The organism is Actinokineospora lacus, from assembly GCF_053813445.1.
Genome location: NZ_JBQERA010000003.1, coordinates 323,035 through 336,865, shown reverse-complemented (window position 1 = coordinate 336,865; position 13,831 = coordinate 323,035). Strand labels below are relative to the sequence as shown.

10 protein-coding genes are annotated in these 13,831 nt (G+C 72.7%); 8 read left to right on the top strand and 2 right to left on the bottom strand.

What is annotated here, in order from left to right; all coding sequences use genetic code 11:
- Positions 1-10: 10 nt before the first annotated feature.
- Both ACTG9Q_RS09655 and ACTG9Q_RS09650 read right to left on the bottom strand, forming a co-directional pair.
- Positions 11-1,132 (bottom strand): radical SAM protein, encoded by a 1,122-nt coding sequence (locus tag ACTG9Q_RS09655; protein WP_455572319.1) that lies wholly within the window; start codon positions 1,130-1,132, stop codon positions 11-13.
- A 23-nt stretch (positions 1,133-1,155) separates the two neighbouring features.
- Complete coding sequence (locus tag ACTG9Q_RS09650) at positions 1,156-1,878, bottom strand: Phenylacetic acid catabolic protein (protein WP_455572318.1); 723 nt, start codon at positions 1,876-1,878, stop codon at positions 1,156-1,158.
- Between the two features lie 532 nt (positions 1,879-2,410).
- Here ACTG9Q_RS09650 and ACTG9Q_RS09645 point away from each other — a divergent pair.
- Genes ACTG9Q_RS09645 through ACTG9Q_RS09610 form a run of 8 tightly spaced genes read left to right on the top strand, consistent with a single transcriptional unit; the run spans position 2,411 to position 13,821 of the window.
- A complete protein-coding gene (locus ACTG9Q_RS09645; RefSeq protein WP_455572317.1) occupies positions 2,411-2,668 on the top strand; it encodes an acyl carrier protein in 258 nt (85 codons plus the stop codon).
- A complete protein-coding gene (locus ACTG9Q_RS09640) occupies positions 2,655-3,812 on the top strand; it encodes a cytochrome P450 (RefSeq protein ID WP_455572316.1) in 1,158 nt (385 codons plus the stop codon). Before ACTG9Q_RS09645 ends, ACTG9Q_RS09640 begins: the two co-directional genes overlap by 14 nt.
- Entirely contained in the window at positions 3,809-7,840 is a 4,032-nt protein-coding gene (locus ACTG9Q_RS09635; RefSeq protein ID WP_455572315.1) for a non-ribosomal peptide synthetase, read from the top strand. The genes ACTG9Q_RS09640 and ACTG9Q_RS09635 overlap by 4 nt, the downstream gene beginning before the upstream one ends.
- Positions 7,837-9,015: an FAD/NAD(P)-binding protein gene (locus tag ACTG9Q_RS09630; protein WP_455572314.1), complete on the top strand. Its 1,179-nt coding sequence runs from the start codon at positions 7,837-7,839 to the stop codon at positions 9,013-9,015. The genes ACTG9Q_RS09635 and ACTG9Q_RS09630 overlap by 4 nt, the downstream gene beginning before the upstream one ends.
- An 18-nt stretch (positions 9,016-9,033) precedes the next feature.
- Entirely contained in the window at positions 9,034-10,320 is a 1,287-nt protein-coding gene (locus ACTG9Q_RS09625; RefSeq protein ID WP_455572313.1) for a trans-sulfuration enzyme family protein, read from the top strand.
- A 14-nt stretch (positions 10,321-10,334) separates the two neighbouring features.
- Positions 10,335-11,426: an OsmC family protein gene (locus ACTG9Q_RS09620; RefSeq protein WP_455572312.1), complete on the top strand. Its 1,092-nt coding sequence runs from the start codon at positions 10,335-10,337 to the stop codon at positions 11,424-11,426.
- Positions 11,423-12,913 (top strand): AMP-binding protein, encoded by a 1,491-nt coding sequence (locus ACTG9Q_RS09615; protein WP_455572311.1) that lies wholly within the window; start codon positions 11,423-11,425, stop codon positions 12,911-12,913. The genes ACTG9Q_RS09620 and ACTG9Q_RS09615 overlap by 4 nt, the downstream gene beginning before the upstream one ends.
- The gene (locus tag ACTG9Q_RS09610; protein ID WP_455572310.1) at positions 12,910-13,821 is read left to right on the top strand and encodes a 3-oxoacyl-[acyl-carrier-protein] synthase III C-terminal domain-containing protein; all 912 of its coding nucleotides are present in this window, start codon (positions 12,910-12,912) and stop codon (positions 13,819-13,821) included. The genes ACTG9Q_RS09615 and ACTG9Q_RS09610 overlap by 4 nt, the downstream gene beginning before the upstream one ends.
- The last annotated feature ends 10 nt before the right edge of the window (positions 13,822-13,831 follow it).

Below are 13,831 nucleotides of genomic sequence, written 5' to 3'. Positions count from 1 at the left end.
GGGCTCCCTATTACGCGGTGGCGAGGTCTTTCGAGGCGTGGAACGGTGACCAGTACCACTGCCGCCAGTAGCTCTCGGCGAGGTCGAGCCACAGCTCCAGTCGCTCGGTGCTGTCCAGGAAGCGATTCACGCTGACCACCAGCCAGCTGTAGACGGCCTGGCTGTCGCGGCAGCCGCCGCAGTCGCCGGACGTGCAGCAGAACTGCTGGGTCTCGTAGTCCGCGCCCCACACCGTGAACCCGGGCAGCACCGGGTTGCCGTTGGCGACCCGCTGGGCGTGCACCGGGTTGTTGACGCTGAGGCTGGGGCACACGTCGTAGCCGAAGGTGCCGCCCCAGTGCGAGCGGCCGGTGATCAGCGAGGAGATGAAGTACGGGTGGCTGACCACCGCCTCCGGGTACATCTCCTTGACCCGCATGGCCTCGGCCAGCGTGCTGGTCTCGTCCTTGATCCGCAGCGGGTGGTCGGTGCCGTGCTCGCTGTAGAAGTTGAACGTGACGATGTTGCCGTTCTCGGCGATCCGGCGCACGGTCGGCTCGACGAAGGGCAGGCCCGGCTCGGACAGCGCGTAGATGAACATGACCCGCGGGTCGTCGCGGTAGTGCGACAGGGCCTTGTCGAACAGCCCGGAGAAGGTCTTGCCGTTGGGCCGGATCGCCCGCAGGTCGTCGTCGAGCGGCCCGCCGCCGAACAGGCTGACCACAATGGACATCTTCTCCGAGCCGGGGAGGTCCGGCATCGGCCGCAGCCCGTTGGTGGAGACCGTCACGAACGGCAGGTACTCCAGGAACGGCTCGATGCGCTGCGGCACCAGGGTGGGCTCGCCGCCGATCAGCGTGGCCTGGGTGGTGCCCTCGTCGGCGATGCGCCGGGCGAAGGCCCTGATCTTGTCCACGTCGGTCAGCTCGCGCACCGCGGTGTCGAAGCCGCCCTCGAAGTACCAGCAGCCCTTGCACCGGATGTTGCACGCGTTGGTCAGGTGCACCTCGCACGCGCGCACGGTGCGGGCGAAGCGCCGGATGCGGGTCATCCGCTCGGCCATGTCCGGGCGCTCGGCCAGCAGCTCGGACAGGCGCTTCTTGGTCCACTGCCTGCTGGGCGCGGGCGAGGCTAAAGAAATGGGTACGGCCATGGGTGTGTCCCCCCGGTTCGTCGTTACGCCGGGACCGTCAGGCCCAGCTTCTCGATCCGCGGGGTGACCCGCTCGCGCCAGAGGTCCGCGGCCTGGCCGTTGGTGGTCTTGCGCAGTCCGAACCGGACGGCCAGCTTGGCGCGCTCGGAGCGCGGGCTGCCGAAGATGCCGATGAACGTCGGCCACAGGCGGTCCAGCGCCTGCTGCAGGCCCTCGCGGCCCTCGGCGTCCTGGGCCAGGTTGCGGCAGACCCGGGCGCCGTGGGCAATGTGGATCTTCTCGTCCAGGATGATGGTGCGCACCGCGTCGGCCCACGGCTTGTAGCTGCTGTGCGCGAACTCCTCCAGCATCACCATCGCGGTCTCCTCCCCGACGTAGGAGAAGATGCCGCGCTCGGCCCAGGTGGTGCAGGTGTGCAGCTCCTTGGCGGAGAACAGCTCCCGGTCGTGCAGCTTCTGCTGCTCCATGTAGGAGGTGTCGATGCCCAGTTCGGCGAGGACCTTCGAGCCCTTCTTGTAGTGGTCGAACTCCTCGACCGCGCGCTCGGCGCACACCATCGCCTCCTCGGCGGTGGGGGCCAGCGGGTAGAACACCTGGATGTAGTCGTCGGCGCCGGACAGTTCGCCCTCGGTGTTGACCGTGATCTGGCGCAGCGCCACCTCGCGGTACTCCTCCGGCATGCGGAGGAACTCGTCGGGGGTGCGGACGACAACTTCCTCGTCAACGGGGATCGACATCATCGACATGGGCGACTTCGACTCCTTCTGTGCTCGCTGCGGACGTGCGCGAACCGGGCTATACCGGGGCTATTGGCTGGCTCTCGAACGGCAATAATTGATCAACGTAATGCGCTCATGCCGTCGGTTCGACCGGGAAACAGCGTTTATCGAAATGCTGCCGCGATGTCGAATGTGGATCGGTTTCACACCTGACCTTTGAGCCCAGCCTCCCCCCTGGCAACCCGGAGCCCCACTCCGGACAAGCGACGGTACATCGCCTGTGACCAGGTGTGCAAGGAGGATCGGCGCATGACTTTCGCCCCGGCCGTGGCTATCCTTCTGGTGCGTCGGCCGGGGGTTTACGACCGTGTTTACCGACTGTCGGTAAAGGGGGGTGGATGGTCCACTCTCCGTGTACTGCCCGCCCGCCGCGCAAGTGAGGACAGCCTTAACACACGGGCTGGCGCGAATTGGGTGAAAACGTGGAAAAGCGCCCGACCAGGGCAGATGGGGTGGGCCGAACGGCCCATTCGACTGGTACGAGAAGGGGGAACGTCCAATGGTGGGACGAGACGAGTTCGCCAAGCGGTTCGAGGAGTTCGTCACCGGCGTGGACCCCGAGCGCTCCCTGGCGGGCGTCGGCCCGGACGACAACCTGTTTGACGCGGGCGTCCTGGACTCCTTCACCGTCGTGAAGGTCATCGTGTTCCTGGAGGAGCTGACCGGCGCGCCGATCGACCTCGGCGAGGCCAGCATCGAGTCCTTCGCCACGCTCAACGGCATCTACGACACCTTTGTCGAGCATGCGGCGCCTTGACTTCCTCACCGAGCCCGACGAGCGGATGTGGGCCTCCTTCGCCCACTGCCGCGCCACCGCGCCGGTGCTGTGGGCCGAGCCGATCCACATGTTCTGCGTCTTCGGCCACCGCGCCATCCAGACCTGTCTGACCAGTTCGGACTACACAGTCGAGTACCCCTTCCGCGTCTCGGCGCAGGTCTTCGGCCGCACGCTGCTCGACATGGACGGTCCGGAACAGACCCGGCTGCGCAAGGTCCTCGGCGGACTGTTGGTCGGCCGCGCGGACAACGTCCCCTTCGCCGGGATCGTCGACACCGCGGTCGCCGAGGTGCTCGACGGTCTCGATGATGCCGGTGAAACTGCCGGTGTGGACTTCGTCGAACGGGTCGGGCGCGGCCTGCCCGCCATGGTGACCGCCCGCTTCCTCGGTATCCCGGAATCGGAGCGCGGCTGGGTCTTCGGGCACCTGCGCTATCTTCTTGATCATCTCGATGGCAGCAGCCGGGATTTCGCCGTCGCCACGCGGCTGCGCCGGGAAGTCGCCGATTTGGCCGCCCGCCTGATTGCCGACGGCGGCGCGCCGGAGGGCACCGTGCTCGCCCGGCTGCGCGCCGAGGTCGCCGCGGGCGCGCTGGGCGTCGCCGACGCGGTCGGGCTGGTGCTGCTCGTGCTCGCCGCGGGCGTGGAGACCTCCACCGGTCTGCTGTCGAACACCATGGCCACGCTCGCCCGGTTCCCGCACCTGCGCCCCGCCGACGCCGACGGGGTCGCCCGGTTCGTGCGCGAGGTCGCCCGCTGGGAGCCGCCGCAGACCGACACCGTCCGCTTCGCCCGCCGCGACACGGTCCTCGACGGCGTGGACATCCCCGGCGGCAGCGCGCTGAAACTCGTGCTGGCGAGCGGGAACCGCGACGAGGCCGTGTTCGTTGACGGGGAGGTGTTCGACCCCGACCGGCCCGCCCGCCCGAGCCTGAGCTTCGGGCACGGGCCGCACTCGTGCCTGGGGACGCACGTGGCGCTCGGGGTCGCGACCGGCTTCTTCACCGCGTTCCTCGCCCGGTTCCCGGACGCCGCGGTGGTCGGGCCGGTGCCGCAGATCCAGGGCTGGACGTTCCGCGCTCCGGCCGCGTTGACCGTGTCCACCGGGGGGAGGGCCGCATGAGCCAGGCGCGGCTGCGCGCGTTGTGGGGCGAGGCGCTGGAGCTCTCCGGCGAGTGGTCGCCGGAGGCCACCTTCTTCGAGCTGGGCGGGTATTCGCTGCTCGCGCTGTCGGTGGCCGACCGGCTGCGGGCCGAGTTCGGCGTCGACGCCCCGCGCACCGTGGTCTTCGAGCACCCCACGTTCCAGGCGCTGTCGGAATGGCTCGCCGCCGCGTCGGTCGAGCTGTCCACGAAGGACAGCGGCGGTGGCGTCGAGCGGACGCTGTCGCCGTTGCAGCAGGCCTATGTGCTCGGTGAGACCGGCGGGTTCGACCTGGCGTCGCCCGCGGTGTTCGTCGAGGACTACGCCTGCGCCGACCTCGACGTCCCCGCGCTGCGCTCGGCCGTGCTGGCCCTGATGGAGCGCCACGAGATGCTGCGGGCGCGCTTCCGCGCCGACGGGACCTACCGGGTGGCCGACGTGCCCGCCGAGGCGCCGCTCGCCGTCCGCGACCTGAGCGCGTGGCCCGCCGAGGAGGTCGACGCCGAGCTGGCCGCCGTCCGCGCGGGCCTGGTCGCCTCCCCGCCCGAGCTGGAGTCCGGGACGGCCTGGGAGTTCCGGGTCTTCCGGGTGCCCGCGGGCTACCGGGTCGTGGTGTGCGGTCGGCTGCTGGCCTTCGACGGCCGGTCGGGGGACATCGTCGCCGACGAGCTGCGCACCCTGCTGTCCGGCGGGTCGCTGCCCCCGGTCGAGTACGGCTTCGGCGAGTACCGGGCCGCGGTGTCCGCGCTGCGCGAGGGCGCGGAGCACGCCGCCGCCCGCGAGCACTGGCGCCCGCGCCTGGCCACCCTGCCGCCCGCCCCCGACCTGCCCCGTGCCCCTGAGTCCCGTGCCCCTGAGTCCGGCCACACCGATCCCGGCCACACTGATCCCGGCCACACCGGCCTGCGCAGGCGCACCGCGGTCCTGGACGAGCCGCGCTGGGCGGCGTTCAAGGCCCAGGCGGGCGCGCACGGCGTCACCACGACGGTCGCCCTGTGCGCGGCCTTCGCCGAGGTGCTGCGGCACTTCAGCGCCGAGGCCGACTTCACCGTCAACGTCATGTACGGCGAGCGCCGCCCGACCCACCCGGCGGTCTCCGACGTGGTCGGCAACTTCAGCGACACGCTCCTGCTGGAGTGCCGCTCGGACCCGTCGGCCACCTTCGCCGAGCGGGCCGCCGCCCTGGGCGCGCGGCTGGTGGCCGACCTCGCGCACGGCGCGTTCAGCGGGGTGGAGGCCATCCGCGAGCTGAACCAGCGCCACGGCAACACCCTCGGCGCGGCGATGCCGGTGGTCTTCGCCAGCGTCGTCGGCGGGCGCTCGCAGGACGGGATCTTCCTGGAGCGGCTGGGCTGGACCAGGGTCGTCGGCGAGATCCACACCCCGCAGGTGAGCTTCGACCACCAGGTCTTCGACAGCCGCGACACCCTGGTCGCCAACTGGGACACCGCCGACGCGCTGTTCCCGCCCGGCCTGGTCGACGCCATGTTCGAGGGCTACCGCGCCCTGCTCGACCGGCTCAGCGCCGACCCGGCGGCCTGGCTGCGGACGGCGTTCGACCTCACCCCGCGCGCCCAGCTCGACCTGCGGGACCGGGTCAACGACACCGCCGCCGACCTGCCGGTCACCACCCTGCACGGCCCGGTGTTCGCCCAAGCCGCGCGCACCCCGGACGCCGTCGCCGTCATCTCGCCCGACCGCGTGCTGACCTACCGCGACCTGGCCGCGCTGGCGGGCGGCGTGGCGGCACAGCTGGCCGGGTGCGCGCCGGGCGAGCCGGTGCTGGTCCGCCAGGACCGCGGCTGGCGGCAGGTCGTGGCGCTGCTGGGGGTGCTGGCCGCGGGCGGGGCGTACGTGCCGATCGCCCGCGACTGGCCCGCCGGGCGGGTCGCCGCCGTGCAGGCCAAGGTGGGGGCGCGCCACGTCGTCGGCGAGCCGGTCGACGGCTGCCGTCAGATCACAGTGGACAGTCCCGGTGAGCCGCCGGACGTGCCCGAGGACCCCGACGCGCTGGCGTACGTGCTGTTCACCTCCGGCACCACCGGCGAGCCCAAGGGCGTGGCCCTGCGGCACCGGGCCGCGGCGAACACCGTCGCCGACGTCAACCGCCGCTACGGCGTCGGCCCGGCCGACCGGGTGCTGGGCATCTCCGAGGTGACCTTCGACCTGTCGGTCTACGACGTGTTCGGCCCGCTGGCCACCGGCGGCGCGCTGGTGACCGTGGCCGAGGACGCCGCCCGCGACGCCGCCGCCCTGCACGCCCTGGTCGCCGAGCACGGCGTGACCGTGTGGAACAGCGTCCCCGCGTACCTGGGCATGCTGCTGGACTACCGCGCCGCCGCCCCGCGCCCGGCGCTGCCGTCGCTGCGGCTGGCGCTGGTCAGCGGCGACTGGGTGCCGGTCACCCTGGGCGGCGCGCTCGCCGGGGACCTGCCCGGGGTCGGGCTGGTCAGCCTGGGCGGGGCCACCGAGGCCGCCATCTGGTCCAACCACCACCCCGTCGGCTCGGCGCCGCTGCCCGGCTGGGCCAGCGTCCCCTATGGACTCCCGCTGGCCAACCAGTCGTTCCGGGTGCTCGACGACGCGCTCGCCGACCGCCCCGACTGGGTGCCCGGCGACCTCCACATCGGCGGCGTCGGCCTGGCCGAGGGCTACCACGCCGACCCCGCGCTGACGGCCGCGGCGTTCATCGAGCGCTGCGGCGAGCGGCTGTACCGCACCGGCGACCGCGGCCGGTACCGGCCCGACGGCCTGCTGGAGTTCCTGGGCCGCCGGGACAGCCAGGTCAAGGTCAACGGCTTCCGGGTCGAGCTCGGCGAGGTCGACGCGGCGCTGCTGGCCCAGCCCGGCGTGCGCGCCGCGGGCGCGGTGCTCTCCGCCGACGACCGCGGCGGTTCGCTCGTGGCCCACATCGTCGCCGATGACGACACCGACGACGAGACCATCCAGGCCGGACTCCGCGAGCGCCTGCCCGGCTACCTCATCCCGCGCGCCCTCATCCGCCACGACGCGCTTCCCCTGACCGGCAACGGGAAGGTCGACCGCGCGAAGCTGCGCCAGGTGAGGCCGGAGACCGGCGGCACGGTCGCGGCGCCGGTGTCCTCGGTCGAGGAGCGGCTGCTGGTGCTCTGGCGCGGGGTGGTCGACGTCCCCGGTGTCACCGACGACTTCTTCGCCGCGGGCGGGCACTCCCTGGCCGCCGCCGCGCTGATGAACGCCGTCGAGGGCGAGTTCGGCGTGCGCCTGCCGCTGGGCGCGCTCTACGAGCGGCGCACCGTGCGCGACCTCGCGCCCCTGCTGGCCGAGCAGGTCCCGGCGGGCCCCGCTCTGGTCCGCTTCGGCGGCGACGGCGACCCGGTCGTCTTCGTGCACCCGGTCGGCGGGGACGTGTTCTGCTACGCCCCGCTCGCTGCCGCGCTCGACGGCTTCCGGGTGTTCGCCATCGCCGCCGACCCGGGCCCCACCGGCGAGCCGACGCTGCCCGAACTGGCCAAGCAGTACCTGGACCTGGCCGAATCCGTCACCGGCGAGGCGCCCCTGCGGCTGGCGGGCTGGTCCTTCGGCGCCGTCTTGGCCTACGAGATGGCCCGCCAGGCCCGCGAGAACGGCCGCGAGTGCGCCGTCGTCCTCCTGGATCCGTGGCTGCCCCGCACCCCTGGCGCCGAGGTCGCCGAGGACGTCCTGCGGGCGTCGTTCGCGCACAACCTCTCCCAGGGCCGCAGCACCGACGCCAGTGTCGTTCCCGGACTCACCGAAACCACCATTTCCCAGCTCTACGCCCGCTACCGTGGCGCCATGCGGGCACTGCTGGGGCATCGTTTCCGCGCCGATCCGGGGTTGCGCCCGCTGCTCGTCACCGCCGGGGAAGGGCTCGGCCGGGGCGGGGCGGACTTCCTCGTCCCGCTCGACCTCCCGGACGCGCACCGCGTCGACGGCGACCACTTCGCCGTGGTCGACCCCGCCCGCGCCGCGGAGCTGGCCGCGCTGATCAGGCAGGGGCTGCGGTGACGCCGTCGGTGCAGGTCATCGGGTTCGGGCCCGCCGGGCTCGGGCTGCCGCTGGCCGCCGACCGCCTGGGCAGGCTGGACGAGCTGGGCGCGGCGGGCCTGGTCTTCCTCGACCGAGCCCGGCACGCCGAGGCGCTGCGGGTCAGCCGCTTCCCGTACCTCATCGACTCCAATTCCCCCGCCGGGGACTTCACCGCCGCCGTCGACCCCGACGGCCGGTTCGGGCCGGTGCTGCGCAGGCCCGCCGCCGCCGAGCTGCGGGCCCGTGCCGCCGAGCCGGTGCCGCTGCGCCTGGTCGGGGCGTACCTGGGCGACATGGCCGACAACATCACCACCTGGCTGCGCACCGGCGCGGGCGAGGTGCGCTACGGCCGCGCGGTGGCCACCGTCCGCAGGCACGGCACGACGTTCACCAGCTACGACGCCGAGGGCCGCCCGATCACCGATTCCCGCTCGGTCGTGCTGGCCACCGGGGCGCGGGAGGCGGTCGAGGTGCCGGGCGTGCCGCCCGAGCGGGTCGTCGCCTCCGCCGCGGTGCTCGCCGGGCGCCGCCGCGCCGAGCCGGGCGGGCACGCGGTCATCGTCGGCGGCTCGCACAGCGGATTCGCCGTCGCCGACGTGCTGCTGCGCAAGCACGGCGTCGCGGGCGTCACCGTGGTGCACCGGGGGCTCAGCCTCGGGTTCGCCAGCCTCGCGGACCTGGCGGGCATGGACGCCGCGCTGTTCGCCCCGAGCGCGGTGTGCCGCGAGACCGGGCGCGTCAACCGGTTCACCGGGCTGCGCAGCCGCGCCCGCGAGCTGTGCCTGGCCGTGCTGGCGGGCAGCGAGCCGCGCGTGCGGCTCTGCGCCGACGGCACCCCCGAGGCCGCGCTGGCGCTGGCCGAGGCCACCTTGGTCGTCTCGGCCTCCGGCTACCGCAGCGCCGTCCCGGCCCTGTACGACGACGAGCACCCGGTCCCGGTCACCCGGCTGGGCGGCGCCGCCCTGGTCGACGACCAGTGCCGCGTGCTCGGACCCGACGGCCCCATCGCCGGGGTCCACGGCCTGGGCATCGGGTTCGCCCGGCTGCACCACACCGGCGAGCGGCGCGTCGGCGTCAACGTCTTCCACGGCCCCGACGCCGGGGACATCCTGGCCAACCTGCTCCACCCCGCGGCCGCCCCCGCGGGCACCTAACCGAAAGGCAAACCCACCATGTCCAAAGCGATCGGTGACGCGGCCAGCCCCGGCGAGGAGCGGGACTGGTCCAATTCGCTGCGCCGGGGGCGGGTGCCCGGACCCCGCCTGCCCGAGCAGCGGGTGCTCGACGGCCCGGTCGGGATGAGCACCAAGAGCGTCCACTGTGGAACCTACGTCGACCCGGTGACCGGCTCGGTCGGCACGCCGATCTTCCAGACCTCCACCTTCGAGTTCAACGAGCACACCTACGGCGCCTTCGACCAGGGCCACATCCGCGACGTGCCGATCTACGGCCGCTACGGCAGCCCCAACCAGTGGGTCGTGCAGGAGAAGGTCGCCGCGCTGGAGAACGCCGAGAGCGCCGTGGTGTTCTCCTCCGGCATGGCCGCCATCACCACCACGCTGCTCACCCTGACCAACCGCGGCGGGCACATCGTCACCTCCCGCGACGTCTACGGCGGCACGTTCAACCTCATGCGCGAGGACATGCCGCAGTACGGGCGCGAGGTCACCTTCACCGACGCCACCGACCTGGCCAACATCGAGGCGGCGATCAGGCCCGACACCCAGGTCCTGTTCTTCGAGACGCTGACCAACCCGCTGCTCAAGGCCATCCCGCTGGCCGAGCTGGGCCGCCTGGCCGCCGAGCGCGACCTGCTGCTGGTCATCGACAACACCTTCCTCACCCCGTACTGCCTGCGCCCCCTGGACCACGGCGCGCACGTCGTGGTGCACAGCGCCACCAAGTACCTCGGCGGGCACAGCGACATCACCGCCGGGGTGGCCTCGGGCTCGCGCAAGTACCTCGACCGCATCTGGACGACCATGCTCAAGCTGGGCGGCTCGCTCGACGCGCTGCCGTGCTTCCTGCTGGAGCGCGGCATGAAGACCCTCGCGCTGCGGATGCGCGCGCACGTGGACAACGCCAACCGGATCGCGGCGTTCCTCTCCGAGCACCCGCAGATCACCGGCGTGCACCACCCGTCGCTGCCCGACTACGCGTACCCGATGGTGCGCGAGTGGTGCAAGGGCGGCTACGGCGGCGTGGTCAGCTTCGAGGTGGCGGGCGGCGACGAGGCGGCGCTGAAGTTCATGGAGCGCCTGACGATCCCGGCGGTGGCCACCAGCCTCGGCGGCGTCGAGTCGCTGGTCAGCCTGCCGTTCAACACCTCGCACAGCTTCCTCACCGTCGCCCAGCGCGCCGAGGTCGGCATCCTGCCGGGCCTGGTGCGGCTGTCGGTCGGCGTGGAGGACGCCGACGACCTCATCGCCGACATCGACGCCGCGCTGGCCGGGATCTGAAGGGGGACAACGACATGCGCAACGGCTTGAACATCGCGGGCGTGTCCGAGATCGTGCACGAGATCCGCGAGGTGCCGCGCGAGGCGGTCATCATCTTCACCACCACCACCCGGGCCTACGGTCCGGGCGCGGACACCGCCGTCGGCACCGCCCACCACGGCTCCTACCGCATGGCGCGCGACTTCCGGATGCGGTTCGGCCCGCTGCCCGGCGACGAGCTGTCGCCGTGGGAGGCCGCGGTCGCCGCGTTCGGCGCGTGCGTGCTGGTCACCCACATGCACGGGTACACCGCGCGCGGGATCAGCGTGGCGGCGCTGCGGGTGCGCATCAGCGCCACCGTCGGCGGGGACGCCCCCGGGCTGCGCGACGTGCGCTACGAGATCGATGTGGATGCCGCGGGGTCCTCGGAGATGCTGGCGGCGGTGACGCAGTTCGTCACCTGCTTCAGCCCCAACCACCGGGCCCTGCTGGACGAGGGCTCGGCCGACTTGGACCACGTGCGCGACGGCGCCGCGGTGGCCGTCGAGCAGCGCGCCCCGATCGCCTCCCCGGAGCTGAGGGTGAGCGCGGACCTGGTGTGGGAGTACGGCACCGAGGCCACCGTGACCACCTCGGCCACGCCCGGCGGCGACGACCGCGCGCCGACGTTCATCGTCGACCAGTCCAAGCAGATGCTGGGCATCGACCGCGGCCCCAACCCGCAGGAGTGGCTGCTGGCCGCGCTGTCCGCCGAACTCACGCTGAGCCTGCGCGCCCTCGCCGCCGAGCGCGGCATCGACGCGGCCGGGGTCGAGGTCGACGCCCGCGGCCAGCTCGACATCCGCGGGATGCTCAACGTCTCCCCGGACATCCCGGCCCGCTTCCACAACCTGCGCTTCGCGATCATCTCCGAGTCCGATGTGGACGAGTTGGTCGCCGAGGCGGTGGCCCGCTCGCAGGTGCTGGCCACGCTGCGGGTCGCCAACTCCGCCCAGGTGGTGCTGCGCTCGGCGTCGGAGACGCTGCTGGACATCCGCAGCGACCACGAGCAGGTCACCGCGTTCCTGGCCGAGATCGCCCGGCAGCAGGCGGCGCAGGCGGCGTCGAACGCACTGGTCTCGGAATGACCCGGCTGTTCCACCGCCACCTGCTGGCCAGGGTGGGCGAGCACCCGGAGCGCCCCGCCGTGGTCGCCGGGCAGGTGTCGCTGACCTACGGCGAGCTGGCCGAACTCGCCGACAAGCACGCCGCGGCGCTGGACGCGGCGGGCCTGCGCGCGGGCGACGTCATCGTGCTGGAGTTCTCCCCGCGGCCCGCGGCGATCGCGCTGATGATCGCCGCGGCGTCGCGGGGGGTCGTCTTCGCCAACGTCAGCCCGCAGGTCCCGGCCGCGCGCAAGCAGGAGATCGTCGGCAGGCTGGGCGCGGTCGCGCACCTCGGCGGCGCGGCGCAGACGCCGATCAGCGGGACGCTGGACGGCAACGACCTCGTGCTCACCGGCAGCGTGACCCCGCGGGCCGAGCCGCGCGAGCCCGCCGAGACCGACCTGCTGTACGTGGTGTTCACCAGCGGCTCCACCGGCAGGCCCAAGGGCATCATGATGTCGCACCGGGCCGTGGTGTCGTTCTGGCTGGGCTACTCCGGTTTCGGGGTGGCCCCGGGCGTGCGCCTGGGCTCGACCTCGCCCCTGCAGTTCGACTTCGCCCTGCTGGACCTGGGCATGGCGCTGGGCGCGGGTGGCACGCTGGTGCAGGTGCCCAGTGTCGTGGTGCACCAGCCGTCGGGGTTCCTGAAAGTGCTGCGGGAGCAGCGGATCGCCCAGATGAACGGGGTGCCCGCGATCTGGCGGGAGCTGACCGCCAGTCCGCTGCTGGGCGAGCTGGCGTCCACCGGGCTGGACACGGTCCTGTACGCGGGGGAGGGGTTCCCGGTCGACGGGCTGCGCGCGCTGCGGGCGGCCCACCCCGCGCTGCGGCTGGTCAACGGGTTCGGGCACTCGGAGTCGATCGCCTGCGCCACGAACGTGCTGGGGGAGCGGCTCAGCGACGCCGACGGCCGCGTCCCCTTCGGCACCCGCGCCATCGACGGCATGCGGATGTACCTCGTGGACGACCGCGGCCGGGTGATCGACGAGCCGGACACGCCCGGAGAGCTCTACATCGAGGGTGACTGCCTGTTCCACGGCTACTGGGCGGACCCGGAGGCGACGGCCGCCGCGCTGGTGCCCAGCCCGCTGTCCGGGCCGTCGGTCCGCGCCTTCCGCTCCGGCGACCTCGCGCACCGCGACGCCGAGGGCCAGCACTACTTCCACGCCCGGCTGGACGACCAGGTCAAGCTCCTCGGCAACCGGATCGAACTGGAGGAGATCGACCTGCACCTGCGTGCCCACCCCGCCGTCGCCGACGCCGCCACCGCCCTGGAGCGCGGCGAGCCGCCGCGCATCGTCGCCTTCGTCCGGCTCAAGCCCGGCGCGAGCACCGCGGAGCTGCGGGCGCACTGCGCGGGCCTGCTGCCGCGCTACATGGTGCCCGCCGTGTTCCGCGAGGTCGACGCGCTTCCGCTGAACGCCAACGGGAAAGTCGACCGCGCCGCCCTGCTGGGAGGAACCCCATGACCGCCGTCATCGCGGGCGTCAGCCACCGGCACGGCGCCTGGCACGACCTCGACCACCTGGTCACCTCCGGCCACGCCACCGAGGCCGAGGTCGCTGCCCTGGCCAAGGGCGGGCTCGCGCGGTACTCGGTGATGGACAAGGCCCCGCGCGACCTCTACGCCTCCTGCGTCACCGAGTCCCTGGAGAAGACCGGGACCGCGCCCGCCGAGGTGGACGCGGTGGTCCTGTTCTCCTCCACCTTCTCCAGCTACGACGACCACGGCGACGTCATCGACCTGTGCCAGGCCCTCGGGATGCGCCGCGCGCTGCCACTCGGGCTGTTCTTGGGGCAGTGCACCAACTACTCCCAGGCGCTCATGGTCGCCCAGGGGATGCTGGCGCAGGGGATGCGGCGCGTGGTGCTGCTGGGGTCCGACGCGCTGGACGAGGCCAGGGCGTCCCGGGTGCTGGAGGGCACCCGCTCGGTGTTCAGCGACACCGTGATGTCCTGTGTGGTCGGTTCCGACCTCGCTTCCGGATACGCAATCGAGCACGTGGACCACTTGGTGGAGTCGGAGCTGAGCACCATCGACCCGGTGGCGCAGCTGTTGCGGTACATCGACCTGTTCGCCAAGCGGATGGGCGAGCTGTGCGCGCGGACCCGCGAGCGCACCGGGCACGCGCCCGCCGACTACACCCACCTCGTGCTGGCCAACCTGACCACGTCGGTGCTCAAGAACTACGCCGCCGTCGCCGGGGTGCCCTTCGCCAGGGTGCCCACCCAGACCATCGCCGAGCTGGGCCACTGCTTCGCCTACGACCAGCTCATCACCCTGGACCGGCTCGGCTCCAGACCCGGCGACCTGGTCCACGTGCTCGGCGTGGGCGCGACGTACCTGTTCAGCTCGACCGTTCTCCGCACAGTGTAAGGAGTTGCCC